The organism is Beduinella massiliensis, assembly GCF_900199405.1.
Taxonomy (GTDB): domain Bacteria; phylum Bacillota; class Clostridia; order Christensenellales; family Aristaeellaceae; genus Beduinella; species Beduinella massiliensis.
The window spans coordinates 826,840-850,304 of sequence record NZ_LT963430.1 but is presented as its reverse complement, the minus strand read 5'-3'; the positions used below and the strand labels follow the sequence as shown (position 1 = coordinate 850,304).

Annotated in this window: 21 protein-coding genes; 4 read left to right on the top strand and 17 right to left on the bottom strand. The window is 54.0% G+C overall.

Annotation, left to right across the window (positions count from 1 at the left end):
• Positions 1 to 22: 22 nt before the first annotated feature.
• Both C1725_RS19185 and C1725_RS04445 read right to left on the bottom strand, forming a co-directional pair.
• Entirely contained in the window at positions 23 to 436 is a 414-nt protein-coding gene (locus tag C1725_RS19185) for a TlpA family protein disulfide reductase (RefSeq protein WP_346026341.1), read from the bottom strand.
• Positions 394 to 1,470 (bottom strand): cytochrome c biogenesis protein CcdA, encoded by a 1,077-nt coding sequence (locus tag C1725_RS04445; RefSeq protein ID WP_346026340.1) that lies wholly within the window; start codon positions 1,468 to 1,470, stop codon positions 394 to 396. The genes C1725_RS19185 and C1725_RS04445 overlap by 43 nt, the downstream gene beginning before the upstream one ends.
• 247 nt (positions 1,471 to 1,717) lie before the next feature.
• Between C1725_RS04445 and C1725_RS04440 the strand changes: the two genes are divergently transcribed.
• Both C1725_RS04440 and C1725_RS04435 read left to right on the top strand, forming a co-directional pair.
• Positions 1,718 to 2,512, top strand: a complete 795-nt coding sequence (locus tag C1725_RS04440) for an HAD-IIA family hydrolase (protein WP_102410466.1) — start codon at positions 1,718 to 1,720, stop codon at positions 2,510 to 2,512.
• Between the two features lie 116 nt (positions 2,513 to 2,628).
• The gene (locus C1725_RS04435) at positions 2,629 to 3,168 is read left to right on the top strand and encodes a UBA domain-containing protein (protein WP_102410465.1); all 540 of its coding nucleotides are present in this window, start codon (positions 2,629 to 2,631) and stop codon (positions 3,166 to 3,168) included.
• A 93-nt stretch (positions 3,169 to 3,261) separates the two neighbouring features.
• Here the strand turns inward: C1725_RS04435 and C1725_RS04430 are convergent, their stop codons facing one another.
• The 11 genes from C1725_RS04430 to C1725_RS04390 all read right to left on the bottom strand — a co-directional run bounded on the left by C1725_RS04430 (position 3,262) and on the right by C1725_RS04390 (position 16,882).
• Entirely contained in the window at positions 3,262 to 4,470 is a 1,209-nt protein-coding gene (locus C1725_RS04430) for an ABC transporter substrate-binding protein (protein WP_102410464.1), read from the bottom strand.
• Positions 4,467 to 4,595: a hypothetical protein gene (locus tag C1725_RS19180; protein WP_346026339.1), complete on the bottom strand. Its 129-nt coding sequence runs from the start codon at positions 4,593 to 4,595 to the stop codon at positions 4,467 to 4,469. Before C1725_RS19180 ends, C1725_RS04430 begins: the two co-directional genes overlap by 4 nt.
• A 23-nt stretch (positions 4,596 to 4,618) precedes the next feature.
• Complete coding sequence (locus C1725_RS04425) at positions 4,619 to 5,728, bottom strand: hypothetical protein (protein ID WP_146009150.1); 1,110 nt, start codon at positions 5,726 to 5,728, stop codon at positions 4,619 to 4,621.
• Between the two features lie 124 nt (positions 5,729 to 5,852).
• Complete coding sequence (locus C1725_RS04420) at positions 5,853 to 7,130, bottom strand: ABC transporter substrate-binding protein (RefSeq protein WP_346026338.1); 1,278 nt, start codon at positions 7,128 to 7,130, stop codon at positions 5,853 to 5,855.
• A gap of 79 nt (positions 7,131 to 7,209) precedes the next feature.
• Complete coding sequence (locus tag C1725_RS04415) at positions 7,210 to 8,223, bottom strand: hypothetical protein (RefSeq protein WP_102410461.1); 1,014 nt, start codon at positions 8,221 to 8,223, stop codon at positions 7,210 to 7,212.
• Between the two features lie 65 nt (positions 8,224 to 8,288).
• A complete protein-coding gene (locus C1725_RS04410; RefSeq protein WP_102410460.1) occupies positions 8,289 to 9,374 on the bottom strand; it encodes a hypothetical protein in 1,086 nt (361 codons plus the stop codon).
• Between the two features lie 276 nt (positions 9,375 to 9,650).
• On the bottom strand, positions 9,651 to 10,988 hold the full coding sequence (locus tag C1725_RS04405; protein WP_146009148.1) for an ABC transporter substrate-binding protein: 1,338 nt from the start codon (positions 10,986 to 10,988) through the stop codon (positions 9,651 to 9,653).
• 389 nt (positions 10,989 to 11,377) lie between these two features.
• Entirely contained in the window at positions 11,378 to 13,459 is a 2,082-nt protein-coding gene (locus C1725_RS04400; RefSeq protein ID WP_102410458.1) for an extracellular solute-binding protein, read from the bottom strand.
• A 199-nt stretch (positions 13,460 to 13,658) separates the two neighbouring features.
• Entirely contained in the window at positions 13,659 to 15,038 is a 1,380-nt protein-coding gene (locus C1725_RS04395; RefSeq protein WP_102410457.1) for a hypothetical protein, read from the bottom strand.
• Entirely contained in the window at positions 15,031 to 15,612 is a 582-nt protein-coding gene (locus C1725_RS18925; RefSeq protein ID WP_346026337.1) for a hypothetical protein, read from the bottom strand. The genes C1725_RS04395 and C1725_RS18925 overlap by 8 nt, the downstream gene beginning before the upstream one ends.
• 460 nt (positions 15,613 to 16,072) lie before the next feature.
• Positions 16,073 to 16,882 carry a hypothetical protein gene (locus C1725_RS04390; RefSeq protein ID WP_346026336.1) on the bottom strand — a complete coding sequence of 270 codons (810 nt, stop codon included), beginning with the start codon at positions 16,880 to 16,882 and terminating at the stop codon, positions 16,073 to 16,075.
• A gap of 149 nt (positions 16,883 to 17,031) precedes the next feature.
• Between C1725_RS04390 and C1725_RS04385 the strand changes: the two genes are divergently transcribed.
• Complete coding sequence (locus C1725_RS04385; protein ID WP_102410455.1) at positions 17,032 to 17,334, top strand: hypothetical protein; 303 nt, start codon at positions 17,032 to 17,034, stop codon at positions 17,332 to 17,334.
• Between the two features lie 2 nt (positions 17,335 to 17,336).
• Positions 17,337 to 18,182 carry an IS3 family transposase gene (locus C1725_RS04380; protein WP_102410454.1) on the top strand — a complete coding sequence of 282 codons (846 nt, stop codon included), beginning with the start codon at positions 17,337 to 17,339 and terminating at the stop codon, positions 18,180 to 18,182.
• A gap of 86 nt (positions 18,183 to 18,268) precedes the next feature.
• Here the strand turns inward: C1725_RS04380 and C1725_RS04375 are convergent, their stop codons facing one another.
• The 4 genes from C1725_RS04375 to C1725_RS04360 are packed head-to-tail and all read right to left on the bottom strand — an operon-like array spanning position 18,269 to position 23,430.
• Entirely contained in the window at positions 18,269 to 20,464 is a 2,196-nt protein-coding gene (locus tag C1725_RS04375) for a hypothetical protein (RefSeq protein WP_102410453.1), read from the bottom strand.
• Positions 20,465 to 20,511: 47 nt separating this feature from the next.
• On the bottom strand, positions 20,512 to 21,195 hold the full coding sequence (locus tag C1725_RS04370) for an ATP-binding cassette domain-containing protein (RefSeq protein WP_102410452.1): 684 nt from the start codon (positions 21,193 to 21,195) through the stop codon (positions 20,512 to 20,514).
• On the bottom strand, positions 21,195 to 22,442 hold the full coding sequence (locus C1725_RS04365) for a hypothetical protein (RefSeq protein WP_102410451.1): 1,248 nt from the start codon (positions 22,440 to 22,442) through the stop codon (positions 21,195 to 21,197). Before C1725_RS04365 ends, C1725_RS04370 begins: the two co-directional genes overlap by 1 nt.
• 1 nt (position 22,443) lies before the next feature.
• Entirely contained in the window at positions 22,444 to 23,430 is a 987-nt protein-coding gene (locus C1725_RS04360; protein ID WP_146009144.1) for a hypothetical protein, read from the bottom strand.
• Between the last annotated feature and the right edge of the window lie 35 nt (positions 23,431 to 23,465).

Here is a 23,465-nt window from a genome sequence, read left to right as displayed (position 1 = left end):
TCGTCTCTGTTGACTTTCCCGCTTATCTGCGCACGCCCGAGAGGGTCTGCTCGACGATGTCGTCCATGATGTCCGCCGTCAGCGTGCCCGTGATGTATCCGAAGACGTTGCCGTCCCGGTCGATCATGAAGGTCGTGGGGAACGCGCTGATGCCGTACTGGGCCAGCACGTCGCCCGTCACATCCATCACCGTGGGGTAGGTGTAGCCGCCGTCCGAAAGGAACTGCGTGATCTCCGCAATCGACTTGTCCGAATTGTACGGCCCCTCTTCCGTCTTGGGGTTGGCCACGCCCAGCACCACCACGTCGTTTTCGTTCAATCCATGCTTTTCGTACAGCGCCTGAATCTCCGGCATCTCCTGGCGGCAGGGGCCGCACCACGTCGCCCAGAAGTTCAGGAAGACCACCTGCCCCTTGTAGGCGGAGAGCGTGTGCACCTTGCCGTTCTGGTCCGTGAGCGTGAAGTCCGGCGCGGGAATCTTCTCCGGCGCATCCGTGGGGGCCTGGGTCGGGGCGGGGGGCAGCACCGCCGGGGCCTGCGCACCGCCGGGGCCTGCGTCGCGGACGGAGCCTCCGTCGGGGACGGGGCTTCCGTCGGGGACGGAGCCTCCGTCGGGGACGGAACTTCCGTCGGGGACGGGACTTCCGTCGGGGACGGAACTTCCGTCGGGGACGGAACCTCCGTGGCAGCGGCCGTTACCGCCGGGGACGCAGACTTCGCCGGGGTGGGCGCGCTGCCGCCGGTCAGGCCGGAGAGATAGCCCGTGACGCCGTTCATCCAGCCGGTGATCATCATCACGCCCATGAGCACCATCAGCACGCCGCCGACCTTGACCGTGTAGCGCACGACGTTGCGGTGGCGCTTGAAGAGGTCCAGCAGCGAGGAGGTAAACAGCCCCACGCCCAGGAAGGGCAGCACGAAGCCCAGGGTGTACACGCCGATCAGCCCAAAACCCGCCGCCGCCGAATTCGAGGAGGACGCCATCAGCAGCACGCTCGCCAGCGCCGGGCCCACGCAGGGCGTCCAGGCGAAGCTGAACGTGAAGCCCATCACCAGCGCCGTCACCGGGTTCATCGTGAGCTTTTCCAGGTGCAGCGGCAGCCGGTGTTCGCGCCCGATTTCGCGTCCGCCGAAGAGCCCGAGCTGGAACAGGCCGAATACGATGACGATCGCGCCGCCGATGCGGGCGAACAGCAGCCGGTTTCCGCTGAAGAACCGGCCCAGAGCCGTGAACCCGAAGCCCAGCAGGAAGAAGGCAAAGGAAACGCCCAGCACGAAGAAGAGCGTGTTGACGAGCACCTTCTTGCGCCCGAAGCGCACCGTGCCGTCCGCGTCCACCGTCTGCGTGCCGCCCGCGAGGTAGCCGATGTACAGGGGCACGAGCGGAAGCACGCACGGGGAAAAGAAACTGACGAGTCCCTGCAAAAATACGGTCATGGCCGATACGCCGGCCTCGATGGTAAAGCCCATAAGCGCCTCCTTAGATTGCTTTTTCGCCCCGCGTGGCCTCAGCAGAGCATCCGAACTGCATTTTCTTTTGTTTCAGTTCTTTACTGCAATTTTACCAATTACAGTTTCATCTGTCAACCCCTTTTCCAATCTTTTTTCAAAAATCTTTTCGTCCGTGCGCGCCGGTTGACAGGCCGTCCCGGTATGCTATAATGCGAAACGGCAGGCCCGCGCGGCGCGGGACAATACCGGGAAAGCGGGGATCAGCATGGGTTTACGGCAAAAGCGCCTTTTTCTGCTGGACATCGACGGCACGGTGTCGCTGGACGCGACGCTGCTGCCCGGCAGCATGGACTTCTTCCGCCACGTCCTTGAAAGCGGGGGCAAGTACGTCTTCATCACCAACAACTCGACGCGTTCGGTCGCGGACTACGTGGAGAAGTTCCGGCGCATGGGCGTACCGGCGGACGAGAGCAGCTTCGTCACCGCCTCGACCGCGACGGTGCAGTACCTGAAGGCGCGCCACGCGGAGGACAGAATCTTCGTCGTGGGCACGCGCTCGTTTCGGTCGGAGCTTGCGCGCGCGGGCCTTTCGGTGACGGAGGCGCTCTCGCCGGACGTCTCCTGCGCGCTGGTGGGCTTTGACGACGAATTGACGTACGAAAAGGCGCGCGCGCTCTGCGAGCTGCTCTGCACCCGGCCCGGCATGCCCTACCTCGCGACCAACCCGGACCTCGCCTGCCCGGTGGGCTTCGGGGCGATTCCCGACTGCGGGGCCATCTGCGGGATGATCCGCTGCGCGACCGGGCGCGAGCCCGTCTACATCGGCAAGCCGAACCCGATCATCGTGGACATGTGCCTCGCGCAGACGGGCTTTTCAAAGGAGCAGACGCTGGTGATCGGGGACCGGCTGTACACGGACATCGCCTGCGGCATCGCGGCGGGCGTGGACACGGCGGTGGTCTTCACGGGCGAGGCGAAGCCGGGCGACCTTGCGGACACGGCGTTCCCGCCTGCGTTTGCGTTCCCCTCGATCCGCGAGCTGGACGAGGCGGTATTCTAATCCGATTCTCATGATGCTTTCAGCCTTTTCCAAAGCAGTTTGTCCGATTTTGCGGTATCCTATAGTCATTCCAAGGAACCAAGAAGTACCGCATGAAATTGCGAGGAGGAAAGACCATGACCACTTTTCAAAATGACCAGCTTGAAAGCATCGAATACCTGCGCAGCCACGCGAACGTCACCTACGCCGAGGCGGTGGAGCTGCTCGAGCGCTTTGACGGCGACGTGACCGCCTGCCTGATCGAGCTGGAGCGCCAGGGCCGCATCCGCGACGAGGCCTCCACCGCCCAGCAGGAATACCAGAAGACCGAGGAAGAGAGCGAGCAGCGCAGCGCCGCCCGCCGCCGCGTGCACGGCATCCTCTCCACGCTGCTGCGCAACCGCGTGAACATCGTGGCCGACGACGCCAAGATCGCGGACTTCAGCGTGCTGTTCATCATCGTGCTCGCCATCCTCTTCCCGCAGTTCATGCTGCTGTGCGCGCTGCTCCTCCTGCTGCTGGGCTATCGCTACAGCCTCAGCCGCCTGGACGCCGAGGACATCGCGATGAACGTCGGCGAGGTGCTGCGCGGCACGGGCCGCTCGCTGTGCACGCTGGGCCGCAGCGTGGCAGGCACCGTCCGGGGGCTGTTTAAGACGGAACAGCCGAACGGTTGATATAGATTTCGGTTTCTCCATTTTCCCCTTCCATCTATTTTGCCCGCAGCGGAAATCCGCTGCGGGCGCTTTTTATGTGGAAATGGCAGACGATCAGCGTCCCTCGAGCGCGATGATTGCAAGCTTCTGGTCGAGCGCGGAGGTGAACGCCCGCGCGTCGATCTGGCGCGCCGCGTACTGGTCGATCAGCATTTTGACGGAGCGGTAGCCCTCCGATTCGGGCGATCCCAGCGGATGATAGGCCGGAACGAAGAACATCCCCGCCCGCGCCTCGTACGCCTCGATGTCCGCTTCGGAAACCCGCCAGCGCCCTGCCTTAAGCCGTTTCAGCCGCGCCGTCGCCTGCTCGATCTGCCCGGCGATTTCCTCCGCCTGCTCCTCGTCGGCGGGCTTAGCGGCCTGCAGCGCCTCTACCTCCGCCTGCGCCGCATGAATCTCCCGGCGCACGGAGGCGTCCTCCACCGGCGCATGCGGCCCCTTGCAGGCGGCGATCGTGAAGGTTCCGTCGAGGCCGCACAGGTACGTTTGCAGGTACAGCGCCGCCTCGTCTGGATGCGGGCTGTCGGCGCTGATGAAGAAGAGGCGGATTTGCACGGGGATGCGAGGTTCCTCCCGCTCGTCTAGTTGAAGAACCATCGGTTGAAAGTCGCCGGCTTCCGCGTCGGATTCCAGCTTCATGACGTCGTAGGCCATGGCAAACAGGGCGGGCTCGCCGTACTGATCTCCCTCCTGCAGGGAGGAAAGGTATTCGTCCAGCCGCGACGTGTCGAGCGCGTCCAGCTTTTCATAGATGCGCAAAACCTCCGGCGAAGAAAAACGCTGCGGCTCCGGCGCGCTGTAATACCGGTCGATGAGCGCGCGCGTCATCATGTTCGCCAAGGTGCCGCGCAGGTTCGCCGTGCCGTACACCAGATGGACGCCATCCGGCATCTCCTCCTCCAGCCGCGCAGCCAGAAAGTCCAGCAGCTCTTCGTAGGTCGAGGGCACGTCCTCCTCGCTCAGGCCCGCCAGCGCGAACGCCTGCGGCGAATAGGCGCACTGGCTGCCGAAGAGCCGGATTGGAATGCCGTACAGCCGCCCGTCAACCGTCACCGCCTCGCGTAGAAACGGGCGAAGGCTGGCGGCAAAGTCCTGAAGCGCCGGGTATTCCGACAGGTCGCGGGCAAAGCCCTTTAAGACGATCTGCTGAAAATCCCCGTCGACGCAGTTGATCGCGTAAAGGTCGTACGGCTGGCGCGCTGTGAGCGCCTGCACGATGTCCGTCCCGCCGCCATTCAGGGAATCGCCCCCGCGCCATGTCAAATCCGGGTGCTCTTCTTCCAGCACAGGGTTGTCCCGTATACGTACAGGCTCGCCTCCCCCGCCGCGCCCGCGCAGGCCATGCACAGCAGCAGCGCCCACGCGAGCGCACAGCATCCCTTTTTCATCCTCCGCACCGCCTTTTCTTCGCTCACGACACCCATTCGCCGCTGACGGCGTTCAGCATGAAAAGCGTCGTGTTGGCGTCCTTTGCGCTTTCAAATGCCTGGGCGGGGCCCAGAAAGATGTCCCGGTCGATGCCCCGGAAGAACCAGCAGGGAACGAGCGAAAAAACATCCGGCCCGTCGTCCGTGGCCTCAAGCCCATAGGCAAACGAGATTTCGTAGACGACCATGGGCGCGCTCGGCGGCTCCTGCGCGAGCCTTGCGGCCAGCGCGCCGGTGGCTTCCTGCAGGGAGAGGACTTCGGCCGCCTGCCGCCGCACGGCCGCCGCCTCACAGGCGTTCATCGCGCCAAAGCTTAAAAGCTCGTCCGATGCGACGATCACCTCCAACGGGCGCGCCGTGATGTGTTCCCCGTTCGCAGGCGAGATGTAGAAAAAATCCTCCAGCGCCAATCCCTCATACACGGCCGGGAAGGTGAATACATAGCAGCCTTCGCCCAGCCGCTCGGCGAGCGTATCCAGCTGCTGAAAGGCGCTCTTGGGGGCATCCTGTGAAAACCGTTCCAGGTAAGCGGCAACCGTTTCGGCGCTCAGAAAGGCGCAGGCCCAGGCGTCCCGCGAGGCCGGAAACCCCACCGCCTCCGCGGCCTGCAGCGCCTTTTCCAGCGCGCGCTCCGCGCCCGCCGACGCTTCCGGCGGCAGCATCTCTATTTCCGCGCGGTATAAATGCCAGACCCGGCCAACCGCGTCGCCGTGCGCGTCCCAAAAGCTGATGTTGCCGTCGCTCCACCTGTACAGGCTGGCGCCGCCCTCAAAGTGCTGCGCTTTCCCGTACACGTCGTACGTATAGCAAAAGTGCATGTCCTCTTCCCGCACGACCGGTGCGGCCGAAAAGATCGAAGGCGGCGTGTCCAGAAAGGAAAGCAGCCGCGCATCGCGCACCGAAACCGCAGTGATCCCGGGCAAAAGACCCATGCGAACCGGCGCGTCGATGCGCACGTGCGCGCTTACGTCCTGCGTCACGCGCGCCGGCGTTTGGGCCTGCAGAGCCTCAACCGGGCACGCCGCCAGCGCGGGCGCGCCGCTGAGCGAGACGCTGAGCAGCGCCGCGCAAATCAATCCACAAACCCTTTTCATGACCGTCTCCTCCCTCTCATGCGAAGCGGCACAAAACAAAGCCCACCCCTTCCATTCTCTACCTAATAGACGGATGAAAGGGGCGGGGGATTGCACGGATTTATCTTTTGTGTTCATGGGAGGGTTACGTGCCTTCCAATGCGATCATGGCCAGCTTCTGATCGATGCTGCGAAGCAATGTCACAGCGTCGATCTGGTGCGCCGCGTACTGGTCGATCAGCGTCTGAATGGAGCGGTAGCCCTCCGAATCCATGGAGCCCAGCGGGCTGTAGGCGGGCACGTATAAGGAAGGTTCCAACAGGTCCATCCGGTCAATATTTTCCTGCGGCACGAGCATGCGCTGCGCTTCCGTCCGCTCCATGTAAAGCTGGTTGCGGTCAAGCTGCTGCGCGATGCCCGCCGCGTCCGCATCGGGCTGGGCGAGCGCGGCCTCCAGCTCTTCCCGCTCCTTTAAGAGCTGCTCGATCTGTTCCTGCGTCCGCGGGTTTTCAATGGGCGCATGCGGCCCCGTCTGCGCGACGATGGGGAAGGATTTGTCCAGCCCGCGCAGGTACGCGTCCAGGTATAGGGCCGCCGCATCGGCGTTTGCGCTGTCGGCGCTGATGAAGAAAAGGCGCATTTCCACCGGCACGCGGGCCGTTTCATTCTCCGTAACCCGCAGGGAGATCGGGACAAAGCCCGCGTACTCCTCGTAGCTGTGTACCTCCAGCCCGTCGAAGCTGAGCGCGAACAGGGTCGGCCTGCCGTAGCTTTCGCCTTCCTCTAAAGAGGAAAGATAGGCGTCCAGCTTGGTCGTATCCAGCGCGTCCAGCTTTTCATAGATTTCCAGTATCTGCGGGGAATCAAACGGTTCCGGCGCATCTGAAGCGTCGTAGCGCGCGATCAGCTCATGCGTGATGATATTGGCCAGCTCCGCGCGCAGTTCGCGCGCCCCCCGCAGAAACTGAACGTCCGCATCCGGGGCCTCCGCAAGCCACCATTCGAGCAGGTCGAGGAATTCGGCGTAGGTCTTGGGCACATCCGTCTCCTGCAGCCCCACGAGGGCGAACGCCTCCGGCGAATAGGCCCACATGGAGGTAGAAAGGCGAATCGGAACCCCGTAGAGCCTGCCCTCAAACGTGAGCGCATCCCGCAGGTAGGGGCGCAGGCGCGCACCATACTGCGCAAGGGCGGGGTAGCCGGACAGGTCGGCGGCGAAGCCCTTCTGGACGACCTCCGTGAAGTTCTGGCCCGTATAGTTCATGGCGTAGAGGTCGTAGGGCTGGCGCGCCGTGAGCGCCTGCACGAAATCGTCCGCGCCGCCGGAAAGCGCGTCCCCGCCCTGCCAGGTGATCTCCGGGTGCTCCTGCGTAAGTATGGGGTTGTCCCACTCGCCCGCGCCGCCTTTTCCGTAGACGTTCAACACAAGTTCCTGCGCACCAGCGAAGCAGGGAATGAGCAAAAAGCAGAAGAAAAGAATAAAATAAGCATGCTTTTTCATATTAATAGACCAGCATCCTTCCATCTATAGCGTTTACGCAAAAATCAAAGCTCTTGCGGTTGCTCGTGCCCAGGCTCGATGAGAAATAAAAATGCCAAGCAGGCAAAAGCTCATAGGACGACGCGCCCTGCGGATTGGCATACCGATATGGAACGTACTCAAACGCAATTCGATCGATCACCTGATCCCTTAAATCAGGATCTTTCTCCAAAAGCACATCCATGTGCGCGCGCAGCGTTTCCAATGCGTCCTGCAATGGAACGACCTCTGTGACCGTATAGAGGCTTTCAAAGCCTTCATACGCGCCCATGACGTCGATAATCTGAAAGCCGGAATTCGACAAGGTAAAATCCAACGTGTTGCCCACCACGTATTTGTCGATTTCCATCATGTGTAGCAGCCCGCAGGAAAGCGGCACGCCGCCCACCATTTGCCCCAAACGGAAGCGATATAAATCAAAATCGTCCTGATGATACGCTGCGCGCTCCGTCACGGTGCAGTTTGGAATCCCCATTTTCTCTATCTGCTCCATCAAACGGCGCTCCGCTTCTTCAAGGCCGAAGGATGCCGCCGACTGCGCTTCCTGCTCGCCGCACGGTTCTGCGTTTTCCCGCAGGCTGCTGCACAAATCCCCCTCCGGTCCAAAGTAATACAGCATGCCGCCATCCGTCATGTTCACCCAGGAGCCGTCCGAAAAGTCATAAATCGTAGCGTCCAGCAAAAAGTCCTGGTCCGCCTTGACGACATCATGCGAAGAGAATACATCCAAATCGCACGCAGTACGGAACGGTATTTGCCGGGCCGAATATACGGCCAAGGGCTCCCGAATGTCATCGGGTACGATCACCTCTGCGTCGATCTTGACGTGCCCGTGGTATTCATCGTCTCGCAGCGAAGGGCCCATGCTTTGCAAGGTTTCCCGTATGCTCGCCTGCGCAGAGACGGCGGGGCTGCCCAAAAGAAAGACGGCCATCAAAATAATGCATTGCCTCGTTGCTTTCAGAATCGTTTTCATCCTATCCGCTTGCTCCTTCCCCCGGCACACAACCTCCAATCCGCGTTGCCCCGACGCCCACGGGCCTAGTCTAAATAGATGATTTCGGTACCGCTTAAATAGTGCAGTTCACCCGTGCCCATAGGAATAAAGCACGTTTTCCCAAACGCGGTTTGTCGGCCCGTCAAAAATTCCGCATCCGGAATATAATAGGAATGAATGACCCAGCATGGCGAGTATACGCATCTTCCTTCCGTCTCTTCAGCGTAATAGGCGAGGGCGATCCGGTCAATCGTGCTCTCCCGCAGGCTCTGCTGTTGATCCTCCGCAAAGGCGGTCAGCACATCCTCAAGCGATGAGACGGGCACGGCCGCCTCTTTCCGGTATGCCCCGCCCGCGCTGTTTACCTCTACGCAAGAGATGCCCTCGCTGGAAACGCATAGCAGGTCATAGCGCGGTTCCAAGACCGTTTCCCCGTCGAAGGTATACCCCAAGGTGTCCAACCCGTCAAAGGAATGACCCAACGAGATGTAGTATACTTCATGCTCCTTGCGGACTTCGGGAAAATAGGACGAGACCTCGGGCGCGACGGACCGCATGTGCGCCGTCAGCTCCGCCAGCTGCGCTTGGTTCAAGGAGTAGATCTCTTGAATACACGGGGACGATATTTCATGCGCTTGCAAAAAACGAAGCGCTTCGTCCTTCGCCTGCGCCGCCGTCATAAAATCCAAATCCTGCGCCGGCAGCGCCTGAATCGCCTCCTTTTCCAGCAGCCACAGCTGGGCGTAATAATCGCCATTGTTGGTGCGGTAGCTCAGGGTATTCCCGTACAGCAAGGAGAGATACGTTCTGTTTTCCATGTAGTACACGACCGACCCATACTCGTCCTTTTCATCGTCCCAAATCTCGACAACCCTGTACTGCGGAAAGTCCTCCGGCCCTATCCGGTCATCCAGGTCTTCATATACCTCCCTGGAATATTCAAACAGCGAGGCTGGCACGGTGTCGGGCCATTCCAGACCGGCGGCCAGATGAACCCAATCCGTAAGCTTCGTTTCCACGTGGTTTTCTTGGTTTCGCCTAATCAAGTCCGCGTCTATCTCGCCTTGGCAGCTCCCCGGCGCCGCGAGCGCAAGGGCCATGAAAAGCAGCCAAATGGGAAACCTTTTCAACGTCAAATCCCCCTTTGCTTCACCTCGTCAGTTCGGATGGGTACCCCGTCAAACGCGTTCATATCAAATGTCCGATCCAACTTTCATTTTGCGCTCCCCCCTTTGCATCCGATTCGCCTGTGTTCATCGTACCCTTCGTATTTGTTGCCGCAAGGCGATTTGAGGCGCGAATAAGCAAACGCCGCGCCCGCCCCTTCCAATCTCTACCTAATAGACGGATGAAAGGGGCGGGGGATTGCATGCGGGCATTTATAGTCTTCAAGTCCCTCCATTCATTCAAATATTCTCCATCTCAAACATCATGATCTTCTGATCCAATTCCTGAATGAATACTTCACAATCGATTTCCCCGTGTAAATATCGTCGAACTACAGTATCTAGGGTGTCACCCGTTGTACCATCAGCTCCGTACATTCCCGGCTTTAATATGACTAGATTGGGGCCAATACACGCCTTGTATCTCGCCAGCATATCCGGTGATACGTTATATAAAAACAGTTTTTCCAGCTCAATCCGATATTGAATTTTATCAATATTATCTTGGATGCTCTTTTTTTCTGCATCATCCGCCAGTTCTAGCTGTTCGACAAGCGCGTTCTTTTGCGGGGTCAAAACGTCATCCATGTATGCTTTAGCTTCGTCATTTGGGATGGGTTGATCCCAGGTTTGGTAAATCGCAGCTTTGTCTAGATCTGTCATATTTTCTAAAGCAAACCGTACGAAGGCTTTTGCCGTATCTATATGATTGCTTAATGGATTGATAATATAGGCCGTTAATCTCCCTGCCACTAATACAGGTGCTCCTTTAAAAAGTCGAATGGGGTTTACAATGGAACCAGGCACAAACGGGTCCGAACCAGAATTTGTAAAAAGTGTCCGTTTATACTCCGCGTTTTTTAACGCTTCATCAAACTGAGAGCTGACTGATTCAAGCAAGTTTAACGATTCGCGAAATAGCGTAGTATCATATCTTAGTTCTTTTCCTTCAAAATTATTGTATAGTAAATACTGCTCCATAAGTGTGGACAACAGCCAGTCTTTTGAATCTTCGGTCGGAAGCAATGTGTATTCTTCCTGTACATCTTCGCTCAGTTTTTCCCAGATCAAATAAAGATTGCAGTAGTCTTCGAAGGTTTCCGGCAAAATCGATTCTGTAAGGCCCATCTCTTCCAATATATTTCCATGGTATATATCCGTAAAGACAAATGCCGAACAAGGTACGGCATATATTTTACCATTATAGGAAATTGCATTTTGTATTGCAGGATACATGTCTTTTACTGATTCCTTAATAAACGCGTCATCAAGTTCCACACAAAATTCTCTTTCCATTAATTCAGTGAAATTAAAGCCAGAGGTATTGATCCTGAAAATATCGTAATCCGTTCCACCGGTAATTAGTTCTTGCAAGAGTGTTTGGGTATCTGAAATTCCATTATCCCCATTTTGAATGGTTATCTTTACATTAGAGTTTTCCTCCATGAATAAGGATGCCATCTCTGAATCCATGGAATAATCCATAATTTTTAGTTCGATAACGGTATCTTGTAGTCCGATTGCTGGCAGGATGAGGAGTAGGCAAAGAGCAAAAAAACATATGTAAGCTTTCATCATGAGCTCCTTCCGAATAGACGTTAAAACTGTACAGCGCGTCGTCGCCCTCCGCAAGACGGGAAACGGCAACGTCCAGCGCCCTTCCTTCCTCCGCGCTCAGCCGGTCATATTGCGCCGCGTACACGTCCGGCAAGGGTGGGCATGAGCGAAAAAAGCAGCAGGGAAAGCGTGAATACGAGCCGCAGGGACGTTTTCATGCAAAGTTCGCCTCTTTCATCCGCCATGCGCCGGAAGGGACGCAAAACAAAGCCCGCCCTTCCAATCTCTACCGAATAGACGGATGAAAGGGGCGGGAGATTGCACGCGGGCAAATTTATTGTAGCTCCATAACAACTATTTCGAGCACGCCAATGACGTCCATTTTGAATAGGCGGCCCGCACGCCCTTTTTTATACCCTGTTCTCCGCATACACCATCTGAACAAATTGGTTTGCCAAGTGGATAAACTCGTCAAGCGTAATATTACCCTGCGACACACGATTACATAGGCTTGCTAAGTTTTGATTATAAAGAATGAATGCATTTTCTAACACTGTCATTTGCTTTGCAAAAACTTGATATTTCGCAATGGCTTCCTGCGGAACGATGTAAAGGTCTTCCTCAAATGCGGAAATTTCATTCTGTAAAGCCTGTAGCTTTCGTTCATGATCGCTTTTTTGATCATCCGGGACGACTTTGCCTTCCTCCTGTGCGAGGGCGCCCCTCGCGATCTCCAACTTATCCAATACACTTGCATTGCATAAAGGCTCGTTCATACTCGCATAAAGAGCGTAATCCTCCACCGTTCGCTTCGATGCCATGTACTCTAAATAAGACAGAGCTTCTGCCTTATGGTTGCTATAGGGATTAATGACCAGCACTTGTACCGAAGCATAAATACCAGCAGGGGCCTCCTTCTCTATTTTGAGCGGTGCCAGTTGGTCTTTATTGATGATATTACTGACGGATTCAAGTTGTATGACTGAGCCCTCAGTACCGTCCATACGGGGAAAGGGATCCTGAACGGGCACCTCTGTCAAAATGCGTCCGGCAATCTCACGAAAAACGTCCGTATCAAACGTCATTACTGCCTGCTTGCTTTGCTCACTAAATATATATTGCTGCACAAAAAATTCAAACACACCGGCTCGATCATAAGAAAGCGAGCCAAAAGGAACACAGCCGCTTTCCAAAAACTTGTCGCAAGCAATAAGCTTTGGCATCAGGTCAAGCAGATCATCCCAAGTTTTGGGGGAAGACAGATTACAAGTCTCTAAAAATACAGTGTCCTCCATCCTTAAACTTGGTTGTATGCGTACAGGCCAGGCGACGAGATCCGCTCCCATCATCAAGGGCTTTGCGATGTTGGGATACAATTCCCGATATGCACCATATAGGACTTCGCTGTCATTCAAATTTACGTAAAACCCTTTTTCTTTTACTGCCTGCAATCCTTCTTCCGTCCAAAATGAAAAAATATCCACAGAGCCATCCCGCGTAGAAAGCGTACGTGAAATGTCTTCCATAATGTCGCCTTCCTGGGGTTCGCGTAGTTCGACAGCAATTTTATTTTGCTGCGTAAAACCACTGTTATATATTGTTTCAAAGCCCATAACGGTTATACGGCCAGCTTCCGGGTTGGTTGGGTTATAAATGCCCAACTGATGATTTACAATACCAGACAGTTTTCCATCTTGCGTGACAATAAATCCGCCAAGTGCCGGAACGCCTGGTATGTCGCTTTCGACACCATTGTGATCCAGAACACTCATTCCAGAATTTCTGTTAAAATAAATATTCTGCGTAAAAGTGTCATAGGCAAACGCGGTAGAACGCTCCGGAAGATCTGTCTCAAATTTGTCCACCACTACGTCGTTAATAGGATCGTACGCAGCCATGTACCATTGATTTTTTCCTGTATCATGCATAAAACCAATGAGCACCCCGCGTTGTTCGTCATAAGAGCACCACGAGATATCAAATAAAGAGGATCGGGTGAATTGCTTCGTTTCAAAATCATACGATGAAAAAACCACGTCGTCATTCACGTCTTTAAACAGATAGTATAAGGCGTCAGGCGTCCAAACCGCGCAGCAGCGAAAAATCTTATCGTCGGCCTTCCCCCATGAAGGCTGGCCTAACGGCTCCCACTTCATTCCATTCCAGGAACAGATCTCCTGCTCATCCGTTACGGCATATAGTTTTTCACCCTTTGCCGTAACGCCGACAATATTTAGATCATTCTGACAAACGACAGAAACCCATGATTCTTTTTGGTTCGTCGCGGGATGCCACTGATAAAGCTCTTCCGAGGTTAAAAGGTAAACGCTGCCGTTTCCGCCCTCACAAAGTGTACGAAATGCTTCGGTACTGCCAAGTGTGTACACGATATGCTGATCCTCCGCGATAACCGGAACACAAAGCGCGTACAGCAGAAAACAAAAAATGATCAGGAAAATGGAGCGTGAAACGTTATTCTGTTTTTCCCTCATAAACAGAGTTCACCTCGTTTCATGAAATTAAAGGAGGCGGGCGAAGAAGCAACGCCCGCTATTGGTTTACTAAAATCCGGAAAACCACACATAATTCTAATTTATAAATTTCTGATTTCCAATCTCCGTATTTATCTTTATACTCAACACTTATCAATCATGTCCAAACAGTGGGCACTAGGTTGCATAAAGCAAATACTTATATATCCTCTGCTTCAATCATAAAAACAACATCGTTAGCCTTTTTTATAAAATTCTCCAATGTAATTTCGCGTCTTGCATACTGCGTAATCGTGTCTCTGATCTCCAGTTGCCCATCCGTAAAATTGCGTTCCATTATGTTTTGTTCTCGCACAAACATATATGGGACCATATCTTTATAGGCACGTATATTATCCTTGGTAACATACCATCTATTGTTCTCAATTTGTTCAACGCCTCGTTTTAGCATGTCAATATCTTCCATAATCTGTGCTGCTTGCGCATCGTTATCGCATAAAGCAAGGCGTGACTGTGCCGCGGACAAAAAAGCTTGGGCTTCTTTCATTTCGGCTTCATAGTTTGGATTTTCTATAGGCTCCTCATAATCGCGGAACAATATAATTTTCTTTTCCGCATCCAGCCCATCCAAAAAGCACAAAAGATATTGAATGGCTTCCGGTATATGTGTGCTTTGCGGATTAATTATAAATAAGCGAATTTCAGCACTAATGTCCGCTTGCTCATCGTCGAACGAAAGAGGCATGGGCTTTGATTCTTTTCCATGTTGCATGTAAAAGTCCAGATAATTTCGTTGTGTCTTGAATAGCGCATTGTCTCCATACGCCAAACCATCTGTATGGGCCGAAATCTGCTCGTCCAACAAGTCCGTATCGATTTGATCCAGTCTCCTCATAACATGATAAAAGAGTTCATTATCAAACCGCAATGGGATTTGCTTTTGCTGGCAATACTCTACATAGCGATAAACAATACTATTTACCAATCGTTCCCTGCTTTGCGTGGCATCCAGGAAGAAGGCGTACTCCGGGTTTAAGTCATAACCTTCATCGAGCCACCATTCCAGCAAATCAAACAGCTCATCATAGGTTTTCGGTATTTTGTCGACGTCCAAGCCCACACTTTTACAGTTCTCAACGTCGTATTCCCAACCACTTGCATCTACGCTTATAGGGACCCCAAATAATTTACCTTCTCGAAAGACCGCATCCTGGAGATAAGGGTGCATTCGCTTAACCTGATTTAACAATGCCTCACTTTCCGATAGGTCTAAACAGAATCCTTTTTGTGCTAAGAAATCAAAACCACCATTCGCATAACCTATTGCAAATAAATCAAATTCCTGATTCCCTGTCTGTATTTCAAAGGCCATATCCCTTGCGCTATCAAAGCCCGTTACATCATTACCTTCCCATACAATTTCCGGGTATTTAAGTTCTAATATAGGATTATCAAAATCTCCCGCAATACCTTTTCCATAAACATAAAGCCTTGAATCCTCTGTTTTACACGGTAGGGTAAAGAGCATCGTTAATATTATAAACAACGAATTAACCAACAGCTTATAACATTTATCCATGCAGTTTACACATCCTTCCTTTATTAAATCCAGCCTTCACTGTATTTATGCTCCACAACAACAGTATACAGATCAAACTTCCAACTATAAAAAAGATAAAACAATACGGAAGAGAGAGTCCCACACTGTTTCTACCTTTATAAAAAGTAGCACATTGAGCCAAAGTTACGGGGGATATCGCATAAAGATAGTCAAGGCCCAAATTATAAGCTGACACATCAAGTAATATAAAGATAAGCGCAATAATTGGGCCCAATCCATTGTGTATAACATTTCCCAAAGCACATACAAATCCTAAGAACGAAGAACATCCCATAATCAATAAAACCGATATAAGTAATCCACACAAGGGTGTATATTCTTGCAAAAAATACAGTGGAACCGGAAACTGGAGGCCTCCTGCACCTAATGAACCATTGATGGCTAATGACATCCATACATTTCCCCATTCTATCGAACAAAGCGCATGAGGCAAGCATACAACGATAGAAATTATCATCCCTGTAATTATATAAGCGCTCGAAATCACCAACACATCTTTTACAATATCCATTGTTAAAGATTTACGTCCCACGATATACTCCTGTTTGCGAGGCAAATCACAAAATAGTGTGAGTATTCCACTCATATAAACCATTACGAAAAAGCTTTCACTGGTTATTAGCGGATAAGAAAACGGTGTAATTTTCGCGCTGAACTGATTAGCATATTGACAAACTGGCCACATATAAAAATTTACCATTAACAGGACAAAAACCGAAACCATTATGAACCGCCACTTAATTGATGGCATGATCCGTTGATTTCTCCATTTTTCATGGTGGAACACAGAGCATCGGAGTAATGTAAACTCCAAATAGTCCGCCATATGCAATAGAACCAAAAAAGAAATAATAGACCGAACCTGTGCCTGATTTCAAAAAAGGCACAAGATCTATACAGTTATCCGCAAGAATACACATTGGAATTATTAGTATGGATACAGCAAACGAAATCAGCAATTTTTGCATTGAAACAGGATATTTTTTGTGTACTTACCATAATATTTCTCCTGTAACAGCATCCATTCTCAATATTTTATAGTATCTTTCAGGAAAACTCTCATATGTCACATCAAAAACCATATAAAAATTCCAAAATGGCCTATATTCCATGTCGTCTTCATAATAATCGCCGATCGGAATGTAAGAAACATACACTTGAAGACAAGTGTATTTGTTTTCCAAATCGTTGCTCAAAAAACTACTCACTTTTCCCTTAGCCTGTTCAAAAGTTAAAATCTCTTCTTGCTTTCCATGCGAGGCCCGTCTTACGATATTCTGAGCATTAATCGATGAAATTCCTTCTTTTGTATATATAACTTGAATGGTTTGGGGAAAAGCTATTTCGTTTTCCATTGTCAAAGGTAAGGCTTGTTCCAGAGGCCCGTAAACCCACAATCCATTTTCAACAATTCCGAATGTTAAACAATACAAATCAAGTTTTTCGTCAAAATTACAAATATCCGTCGCTTTACCATTCTCAAGAAATAACGCATACATCTCGTCTTCACGTGCCATTTGCTCCGACCATGAAATCAAATCCTGATAAGTTATGGCATCAAATCGGGCCAACGCAACCTGTTGCTCAATTCCCATTTCTTGAATAAACGCGCGGCATTGTTGTACAGCGTCTTCTGGCGATATAAAATCTAAGCTTGCTTCAAACATCACGTCTTCTGATGGGGCATGCGTTGTATCCCAGCAGCTGTTTTCTACAGGACCAACGTTTGGAATTGAAAAATATGGCAGAGCATGTCCTAAGACTTCGATATAAGATCTCATGATCTTTGTCGAATAAGACACATCGCCGTCCTGCACACGTAGCCAATCATCAGAACTGTTAGAATAAAAAGTGTCGGGAGTCGTGGACTGTATCCCGATAAACGGACAATGAAATAAGAGACCTCCTGTTGTAGAATGTAAGAAGCAAACTACGACAGGAGGTTTATTGTATGAGGCAAAAATACACGAAGGTACAAGGCCTTATTGAAACAATACGCGAGCGGAAAATCACGGGCGAAACGAATCGTGAAATCGGAGCCAGCCTTGGGCTAACGAAGAAACAGGTTGAGCAACTAGTCAATCGAGAAAACCGTAGAGAACGATTAATCGCAAAGGGCGATGTACCTCGCCCTAAAGGCCGTCCGCGTAAAATGCCGGAGAACGAGGAAATCCAGCAGAATAATGAATTGGTAAAACTGCGTATGCAGGTGGAACTGCTGCGAAATTTTCTGTTAGAAGTTGGAAGGAGGTGAAATTGAAATATCGAGTTATAGAACGTTTTCGCAACATTTATCCTATCGTCACAATGTGTGAAGTATTTGAAGTTTCCCGAAGTGGGTATTATGCTTGGCGTAAAAAGCAAGAAAAAACGCCGAAAGATCAGTGGTTGGTCGATCTGATTGTGGAATGTCAACAGCAGTGCAACCAGACCTACGGCATCCGCCGTGTTCGTCTCTGGATCCAGCGGAAGAAAAGAAAAAATGTAAATCTTAAAGCACTTCTGCGCGTCATGCGCAAGACCAATCTGCTTGCACAGATTCGGCGGCAAAGAAGATATACTCAACATCAGCAAAACGTGTACAAATACCCAAACCTATTGCAGCGTGCCTTTGAACAGCAACGGCCCAATCGTTTCTGGTCAACAGATATCACCTATATCCCCACACCACAGGGAATGCTGTATATGTGTGCGGCGATTGACCTTTGTGGTCGAATGGTGTTGGCCTATCGCATTGGTGGCGACATGGCCGCATCGCTGGTTACTCAGACGATCCGAGACGCTATGATAACAGAGAAGGTCACTGATGGACTCGCGCTCCACAGTGACCAAGGGTCTCAATACACCTCCGAAGCATACTTCGACCTAAGCAAAGAATATCACTTTCAACCCTCTATGTCCAGTCCCGGTTGTCCATACGACAATGCTGCTATGGAGAATTTCTTCGGAACGCTTAAATCGGAATGCCTTTATCGTGCCCATTATTCTACTCGCGCAGAGGTAGAGGAGTTGGTTGCACAATATGTCCACTTCTACAACTTCGAACGCATTAACCTGAAATACGGCCTTACTCCCTATGAAATCAGGAGCAACGCCGCGTAAGGTTGCGTAATTCTACAATATCCTTTTATTTTCCTGTCCGTTCAACCGGATACAGTCCATGCATGCGTGGGAGACAAAACACGTCTTTACAACGCCGCCTCCAGCTCGATCATCCTTCTTTTTTCTTCCATTCGAGAGATGCAGGCGTCCAAATCGATCTCCCCATGATCGCATTGCGCGAGCAGCTCATAGAACAAGGCGATGCTCGGGCTGCGCTGCACGGCGGAAAAGCCCGTCGTGCGCACGACGAGGTATCGCGCCAGATCGCGGTAAGCGGCGATGTCCTCCGCGGAGATATACCAGCGCCTTTCCTCCGCCGTGGCAAGCAGCTGCTCCTGAAAGTCAATCGTCGCCTGTATCCGCTCTGCCGCGTCGCCCTCCGCCCGCTCCCTGGCCTCGTATAAATAGGCAAGATTGTCTATTAAGGCCGCTTTTTCCTTCGCAAAGTTCGGATACTCAACGGGCTCGTTCTGCGCGGGCTTCATCATGCAAAGTTCTGCCGTGGAACGGTTTTTTGCCGCGTATTCTAAAAAGCGCAGGGCAGGCTCCGGGTTAACGCTGCCCGCATGGAGGAAATAGACCGTGAGGTCGGCGCTTACGACCGGCGGGCGTCCCGGCTCAAAGACCGGCGGAATCAGGGGCGTTCCAGTTCCGTCCTCTCCGAAAAAGGAGACGTTATCCGTCCGCAGAATGGGATAGCCGGACGGCGGCCCTACCTCCGCCGCCTGTCCCCCATAGCGCGCTTGAAGGGACAACACCTTGCCCAACGCCTCGCGCAGCACCTCGGCATCGAAGGTGAACGGTTCGCCCGCGCGGTCGTATTGATCCATGTACAGGTTCAAAACGTCCAGCATCATCTGGCCCGTCAGGCTTTGGCCCGGATAGCGCAGGGTGAAATCCTCGACCGCTTCCTCGCCGCGCTCCAGCCATGCCGCGCATAGGTCGATATACGCATCGACCGTTTCCGGCGGCGGCGCGTCCAGAATCGTCCGCCAAGCCTCCGTGTCGTATCGCCACGTGTGCACCGTCATCGTAGCCGGAACGGCGTATAGCCCGCCCTGCCGCATGACCGCGCCCTGCAGCGCGGGATACAGCGCCCCCGTTTCCCGCGCGAGCTCGCCATCCCCCGGCAGCTTTGCAGCGTATCCCTTATCGATCAGCGCGCCCAGCAGTGCCGCGTCCACCTCGATCACGTCGGCCCTCAGCGAGCCGTCGATCAGCCCCTGCGCCAGCGCCGCGGCATCCATGCCATCCGCCTGTATCATCCTGATGTCCAGCTCGGGATAGGCCTGCGCAAACCCGGGCACTCTGGACGCATCCCGCAAAAACAGGGTCAGCGTCTTCTCGTTCTCTTCATCATTCGACAGGGCGCGCACGTAAATTCCCTGCGGCGTTACGAGCGCGCAGGCGTCGTCCGCAAACGAATACAGCGACCAATCCGGCATGCTGACGCCGGTGGGCATGCGCCCGACGGCCGAGACGTTCCCGGCCGCATCCAGGCAGTAGACCACGCCCGCTTCCACAAAGAGCAGGCATTGGCGCGCCTCCGAAAACCCGAGGCCGCCGATCTGCCGATCCCGAAACGCCTTGAGCGGCGCAATACGCTCCGTCCGGCGGTCGAAGACCGCGATTTCATAGCCCGCCGCATCCGGTTCCAGGCCGCGAAGCAGCGCGAGGTCCCCATCCGTATAGCCGCAAAGCCCGTACACAAGCCCCGCCTGCGTGCGGCTCACCTCCCCGGTTTGAAGGTCATAGCAGCACAGCGCGTGCGACGGTTCCTCCGTTTCCTCCGGCAGGAGATAATAAAGCCGCTGATCTCGCAGGAATACGTTGCCCTCGCTCTGGGCAATGCCGCTCGCCCCGGCATCCATCTCCCCATAGGGGATGAAGCGCCCATCCTCCCAGCGCCGCAGGGAGCCCGTCTGCGTATTCAGGGCGTACACCGCGCCCTCGCCGGAGACGAGGCGGTCGGCGCGCGTATCGCTGAATTCTTGCAGAAGTTCCTCCCGGGGCTGCCCGCGATTGAGCCCCGCAAACACGTCGTCCCAATCGACGCAAAGGCGCTTATCGTCCAGCGCCCGCGTGTATTCATACATGCGCAGCGCGCTCAGCATGTACAGTCCGTTCCCGTCCGTGGCCGTCGAAAGGATGTAGTCTTCCTGGTTCCCCTCTGCGTCGACCACAAAGAACGTGCGGGCAGACGCCCCTTCCGCCCGCGCCATCGGGCACAGGATAAAAAGGGCGCACAGCCACAGCGCGCAGCGCAGGCATCTCTTCAGCATTTTTGAGATTCCCCCCTCCTGGCGTTGGGCTTCCCTTGCAAGCCCTTTCACCGCTTCCCTTCGCTATCCGGTGTCAATCGCCCCTGCCTGAGCCAATAGCGCCTGCCGCAAATGCGGGCGACATTTTGATCGTGGGTAATCATCAGGATTGTTTTGCCGCCCTGGTTTAATTCCTTCAATATCTCCAGGATTTCCTCTTCCGATTTTTCATCTAACGACCCGGTCGGTTCGTCCGCCAGAATCAATTCCGCCTTCTGGGCCAGCACGCGCAGGATGCCCACCTTCTGCCTCTCTCCCCCGGACAGCCTGGACGGCATTTCATCCAACAGCGTCTCTATTTTCAAATGGGAAGCCAGCTCGAATATATCGTTATCCTTTACTTCATGATTTCGACGGTATTGCAGCGGCAGCTTTACGTTCGCAAGGACCGTCCTATCGAACAGCAGGGGGATGTTCTGCGGAATATAGCCGATCTTCTGGTTCCGCAGCCTGCGCCTCACCCGCTCGCTTCGATAATCGATTTCTTCGCCGGAGAACGCATAGCTCCCGCAATCCGGCACGACGAGCCCCGCCATGACGTTCAGCAGCGTCGTCTTTCCCGAGCCGCTTCTGCCCATGACGGAGACCCTATCGCCCCGCTCGATCTCGAAATCGAGGTGATCCAGCACGTTCAATGTGCCATTCCCATTCTTATATGCCTTGCAGATGCCGCGCAGCTCGATATACGCCATTACCTCAGCTCCTTCACGATGCTTTCAGGCGTCATCAGATAGATTTTTATCAGGGCTGGCAGCGCGCACACGAGATAGCCCGCCAGCAAAGCGAGAAGCCGCGCCCCGTTCAGGCCCGTATAGACGTTAAACAGCCAGAAGGGGAAGAGGAGGGAGAGCATACACGCCAAAATGCAGAGGATTCCCCATTCCCCCAGGACGTAGGAGCACAGCGTCAGCCTGGACGCGCCGCACGCCGCCAAAATCGCGTAGGATCGGGCATTCGCCAATACGCCAGCGTACATCCCGACGGACAGGATCAGCGCGGACAGCGCCGCCAGCAGGATGGACAGCCGCCTGATATTTTGAATCTGTCCATCGGAAATGAGGTGCAGGTAGGCCATTTGCGTTTCATCGCTTTGGGCGATTTCAATGGGGAATACGCCGTATTTTTCCTTTGTGGCTTCAAAGTAAGCCGCCAGGGCGCCAAACGCCCCGTCGTCCTCAGCGCGGAAGTAGCCGGAGCAATGCTGCAAATAGTTGGCTTTTTGAAAAAACGCTTCTTCTTCATCTTTCGGCGGCGCGTCAAAATGGAGCGCAGGCATCATCACATAGCGATCCAGATACTGTATTTGCGCTTGGAGCACGAGCATCGCATCGCGCTGCGCGATCCCCACGACTTTGCAGCGCACAGGAATCGTCATGAATTCGGCGGAAAACACGTCCCCGACCTCATAGATTTCTTGAAAAGCACTGCCGACGATGACGGGGATGAAGTCGCCCCGATAGATATAATCCGGCGAGGCGAAGCTTCGCCCTTCCGCCAGCGCGATGGGAAAATCCTGAACGTACCTTTCGTTGAATTGAACGGCCCCGACGATGTGATTCCCCGCGCCGTCAGGCGTGAAGAGATGAAACTGCCCCGGAAGGCCGCAATCGGGAATTTCCAGCTGGTGCCTGCCGTTGATGTAATACGGGAACCGGTCGTTTTCCTCCAACGCATTTAAATAGCGCTTGATCCACGGCAGCGAAGCCTCCGATTGAAAATAGTCCCTTTCCGCCTGCGGATCCATAAAAAGGCGATCGTTCACGGCGTAGATGGAGCCCCGATCCCAAACGCTCTGGTAACGCATGCCCTGCGCAGCGACATCCCGGGCGTTTTGAACCAGCAGGTTGCACAGCGTCATCGTCGCGGTGACGAGCAGCAGCATCACCGCAAAGGAATACGGACGCCGCAAAATGCTTTTTTTCACCTCAAAGAGCCACACGTCACATCACCTGCCCCATACGCCCATTTCGCAGCGCACGATAAGCCCTGCACATCGCCAGCGCAAAGATCGCCGCCAGCACCCCAAGGCAGCCGAGCACGGCCTGCCAGGAGATATAGGCGACAGCATCGCGAAAGGCCAGCATGGCGACGAAGCCGCCGAGAAAGCTGCCGCCAGCCAGCAGGGGAAGAAAGCGTTTTCCCAAATGCAGAAGAATTTGCCGATCGCAGACGCCCGCCAAATACAGCACGAAAACGAGCGTCCGGTTCCCATAAAGCCAGGCATCGGCCATGACGCCGTAACCCAATAATGCGAGGAGCAGCACGGCCCCTGTGAGGATGGGAACGGCAGCGCTCTGGCGGTACATGCGCATGGTGCCCGTGTATTCGGTGGGGATGACCTCTATATGCGCTTCGCCCAGGCGACTTTTCAGCCGCGCCCAATCCTGCTTTACGTGCCCGCGCCCATCGATCACCCAGTTCCCTCTGCGCAAAACATCGCGCTCCCCCTGCGTGGGAAGCACAATCCGCATAGAATTGAGCCGGGAAGGAAAGGAGACGCCCAGGACGCCTATCGTCTCTATCCCCGGCGCATCCCCCAGGTCTGCACCGGAAAGCTGCAACGCCGCCGCGCTGGAAAGGTCGTCGGGCGCAAACTGGCGGCCAGCGGCTAAGTCAAAATCCGTATGGCCGTTGTATGCAAACAGCAGGAGGGACGAGCCGTCTGCATTGAGCCGAAACAGCCTGTTGCCCGGGGATAAAAGCGCGCTGATTTCGCCCGAAGACACCGCGCGATCCTCCGTCAGCACGAAGGTCAGCGCATGCGAAGAGACATAGCCCGAGTTGATGCGATCCGTGTGCTGTATTTGCGCCCCGATCCCGAGGCAGAAGTAGAGCAGCGCGCCGATACAGGCGGACATGAAGAGCAGCGGGAGGTCGCAGGCCCGCCACGATACCGCCCTTCGGGTTTTCCGCATCCCAGCTTTCATAAGCCCCTCCCTCGCCAGCGGCACAGGGCCGTTCC